The organism is Paucibacter soli (assembly GCF_037482845.1).
In the GTDB taxonomy this organism is placed as follows: domain Bacteria; phylum Pseudomonadota; class Gammaproteobacteria; order Burkholderiales; family Burkholderiaceae_C; genus Paucibacter_B; species Paucibacter_B soli.
This window is the reverse complement of the sequence record NZ_JBBHJW010000029.1, coordinates 1-1,585: the sequence shown is the minus strand read 5'-3', so window position 1 is coordinate 1,585 and position 1,585 is coordinate 1. Positions and strand designations below refer to the sequence as shown.

1 pseudogene is annotated in these 1,585 nt (G+C 63.2%); it reads left to right on the top strand.

Features of this window, described 5'->3' with window-relative positions:
• Window positions 1–46: 46 nt before the first annotated feature.
• Window positions 47–1,585 (top strand): annotated as a pseudogene (locus WG898_RS25095) (hypothetical protein); the annotation flags it as partial.

The following is a 1,585-nucleotide window of genomic DNA, read 5'->3' as shown; positions in this document are numbered from 1 at the left end:
GGCGACTGTCGGACAGACGGCCCCCGGCAGTGACCTGGGGCTGGATGTGTTGCAGGTCTTCAGTTTCTATGACGCAGCGCTGAACCAGACCGGCCTGTACATGGATCGCAACCGAGATGGAGCGGTGGACGCCAGCGACTTCAAGCTGATGTTCAATGGCAGCGTGTCGCTGGGTACCAGTGCATTCTCTGCGGGGAGTTTTGTGGTGGCGTCAGGGGTTGGCTCGGGCGGCAACGACACCCTGGTGGGCACCGACGGCAATGACGTGATGATCGGCGGCGCTGGGGCCGACACCCTGTCGGGCCTCGGCGGCAATGACCGCATTCAGGGCGATGCGGGTGACGACCTGCTGGATGGCGGCACGGGCAACGACACCCTGTACGGCAATGCCGGCAATGACAGCCTGGTCGGCGGCGCAGGTGACGATGCCCTCGACGGCGGATTGGGCAACGACACTTTGAATGGCGGCGCGGGCAATGACAGCCTGTATGCCTCGCAGAACGTGGCCGATGTGGCAGGTGCCATCAACTGGCTGTATGGTGGCAGTGGCAACGACAACCTGTATGGCAGCGGCGGTGACGACCAACTCTTTGGCGAAAGCGATAACGACTACCTGCATGGTTCCGACGGCAGCGACACCCTGGATGGCGGCGTCGGCGCTGACTATCTGTCCGGCGACTCCGGCGATGACCGACTGATTTACGACCCGCTTGACAGTACGGTCAATGGCGGCGGTGGCAACGACCTGCTGGTGCTGCAAGCCGGCGCCAGTTACGCCGGGATCAATTTGGGGAACAACGCCGACCAGACGTCTGGCGACACGGCGGTGGTGACGCAGATGGATGGCGTTGATTTCTCTGCGCTGACGGCCGGCGTCGTGTTCACGGGCTCGGCCAATGCCGATTGGCTCATTGGCACGGCCTACGCGGACACCTTGAATGGCCTGGGCGGCAATGACCGGCTGGACGGCGGCGGCGGGGCCGATACATTGAACGGCGGTACGGGTGACGATGTGTACATCGTCGACAACGCTGGCGATGTGGTGAACGAGAACCCTGGCGAAGGCACGGACGAAGTGCGTGCCAGCGTGACCTACACCCTGTCCGCCAATGTCGACAACCTGGCGCTCACGGGCAGCGCCAACATCAATGGCACCGGCAATGCATTGGCCAACACGATGGTCGGCAATGCCGGCACGAACATGCTGGCCGGTGCTGCAGGCAACGATGTCTACCTCATTACCGATCTGCTCGACACCGTGGTCGAGACGGCCGGCAATGGAGCCGACGAGGTTCGCACCAATGTCAACAACTACACGCTGACGGCCGAGGTCGAAAACCTCACACTGCAGGGGGCTGTCGGCCTCACTGGAACCGGGAACGACCTGGCCAACCTGATCGTTGGCACGGTGGGCAACGACTCGCTGTTTGGCGCAGGAGGCAACGACACCTTGCAGGGAGGCAACGGCAACGACGTGTTGGACGGTGGTGCTGGCAATGATGCGCTGCAAGGCGGGGCCGGGGATGACGTCTACGTCGTCGACGCACTGGGTGACGCGATCTCAGACATCTCGGGCGTTGACACG